Origin of the sequence: Aliivibrio sp. 1S175, assembly GCF_001690985.1 — a bacterium.
In the GTDB taxonomy this organism is placed as follows: domain Bacteria; phylum Pseudomonadota; class Gammaproteobacteria; order Enterobacterales; family Vibrionaceae; genus Aliivibrio.
Genome location: NZ_MAJS01000014.1, coordinates 1 through 1,708, shown reverse-complemented (window position 1 = coordinate 1,708; position 1,708 = coordinate 1). Strand labels below are relative to the sequence as shown.

Annotated in this window: 3 protein-coding genes and 1 pseudogene; all 4 read left to right on the top strand. The window is 35.1% G+C overall.

What is annotated here, in order from left to right:
• Positions 1 to 351: pseudogene (locus tag A6E06_RS07805) on the top strand (hypothetical protein); the annotation flags it as partial.
• A 1-nt stretch (position 352) separates the two neighbouring features.
• Positions 353 to 571 (top strand): hypothetical protein, encoded by a 219-nt coding sequence (locus A6E06_RS07800; RefSeq protein WP_065593339.1) that lies wholly within the window; start codon positions 353 to 355, stop codon positions 569 to 571.
• Positions 558 to 1,289 (top strand): hypothetical protein, encoded by a 732-nt coding sequence (locus tag A6E06_RS07795; RefSeq protein WP_065593338.1) that lies wholly within the window; start codon positions 558 to 560, stop codon positions 1,287 to 1,289. Before A6E06_RS07800 ends, A6E06_RS07795 begins: the two co-directional genes overlap by 14 nt.
• Before the next feature lie 31 nt (positions 1,290 to 1,320).
• A complete protein-coding gene (locus A6E06_RS07790; RefSeq protein ID WP_065593337.1) occupies positions 1,321 to 1,638 on the top strand; it encodes a hypothetical protein in 318 nt (105 codons plus the stop codon).
• Positions 1,639 to 1,708: the final 70 nt, after the last annotated feature.

The following is a 1,708-nucleotide window of genomic DNA, read 5'->3' as shown; positions in this document are numbered from 1 at the left end:
ATTGTGGTCTGTATTATCGTAGCCTTTATGTTTGGTCCTTTGGCTTTTGTTGGAGCAGGGGCCTTTGCACTCATGTCATTTGGGATGACAAATTTCCAGTCAACTATACAAGAGCATGAAGTTTTTTTTTCTGAGAGGCCAATTTTATTTAATCTACTTAACGATACTATGTTCAGAGTAGACAGTTATACAGCTCATGGTTATTGTTGTCGTCGAGACTTTTACGTGCCTTCTTTAGAGCAAAAGAAACAAATTATAACAGTGATTCAAAATAGCCAAAAAAATATAGAGTACGTAGAGTTAGCCAAGTTCAATGATATGTTTAAGCATCCTATTTTCATTCAAGATTAGAATGAAACAATCGAAATTAATCTGCCTATTAAATTTAGCTGGTACAATCAAAGATAGTATTACGCTCTTCATTGACTTGCCTTTTAACTGGCAAACATCAGAGCATGATCAGTTAGGCTATATTGCTTCAGGTAATAACCAGGGTGAACTTGTTGTATCGGCTGCACAGAAAGATAACATTACCCGCACTATTAAAGTTGAGGTGAATGATGAGTTCTAAAGATCAAATAATTAAATTAAAAGAAGAGTTGTATAGTGCAGAGATTATTTATGCATGGGATTATGAAGGGGCTGGATTAAAATATAATAATCTATTTAACTGGGGGTATTCGGTATTTATTGGTTTACTTATCTTGTTATTTCTTTGGTCTGTTTCTGAAGATATAACCTTAAATTCATATTCTTTTTGGGCGATATTTACTTTCCTGACTATGATGGTATTGATTTCAAGATATCTTTTTACACCAGATAAACATCGTTGTTACCACCTAACATCAATGGGTATTCATTACACTGAACAAGACATGATCCCAGAGATGGCTTATAAAATTGCGCGAGGCTTTGCTTGGGTTGGTATTGTGGTCTGTATTATCGTTGCCTTTATGCTTGGCCCATTGGCTTTTGTTGGAGCAGGGGCCTTTGCGCTCATGTCATTTGGGATGACAAATTTCCAGTCAACCGTAGATAAGAGCCATATATTCATTGATGAGCGTAGTGTTGTTTTTCATATAAGGAATGATGGAGTAGTGTCATTTACGATCCCAGAAAAAGGTAAGCTTCAATATAAAGGCCTTGTATACACTTCGACTCTCGAAGAAAAAATGGAGTTACTTACCAACTTACAATCACTTTCTATAAATATGGAAATCATGGAGATCAAAAGATTAAATGATCAATACAAGCATCCAATTTATCAACAAGATGAAGTTGCAGAGTGATTTACTTATAAGCCACAAATCAGGTCAAATAATGCTCTTTAATGCACCTAACAAACCAATGCAAAATAAGTATAGCTATGTGGCTTCTTCATTAAAAACGGCTGTGATGGTAAATGAACAAAATGGTATTTGGAGTAAAGGTGAAACGGGAAATCCAGTCTATCGTTTAGATTTAGGCGGTGCAATCAAAGATAATATTACGGTCTTCATTAGTCTGCCTTTTAACTGGCAAGCATCAGAGCATGAAAAGTTAGGTTATATTGCTTCAGGTAATAGCCAAGGTGAGCTTGATATATCACCTGCATTTAAAGAATCTGCTATTAGAACAATTAATGTGGATGTGAACTAAATGAATGCAGATGAACAAAAAAAACGGCTAAGAGATCAACTTTACAAAGTGAATACAATTTATTCTTGGG

Excerpts from the sequence above, each read along its gene's own strand:
- A6E06_RS07800 (WP_065593339.1), top strand. The coding sequence starts at position 353 with ATGAAACAATCGAAATTAATCTGCCTATTAAATTTAGCTGGTACAATC.
- A6E06_RS07795 (WP_065593338.1), top strand. The coding sequence starts at position 558 with ATGATGAGTTCTAAAGATCAAATAATTAAATTAAAAGAAGAGTTGTAT.
- A6E06_RS07790 (WP_065593337.1), top strand. The coding sequence starts at position 1,321 with ATGCTCTTTAATGCACCTAACAAACCAATGCAAAATAAGTATAGCTAT.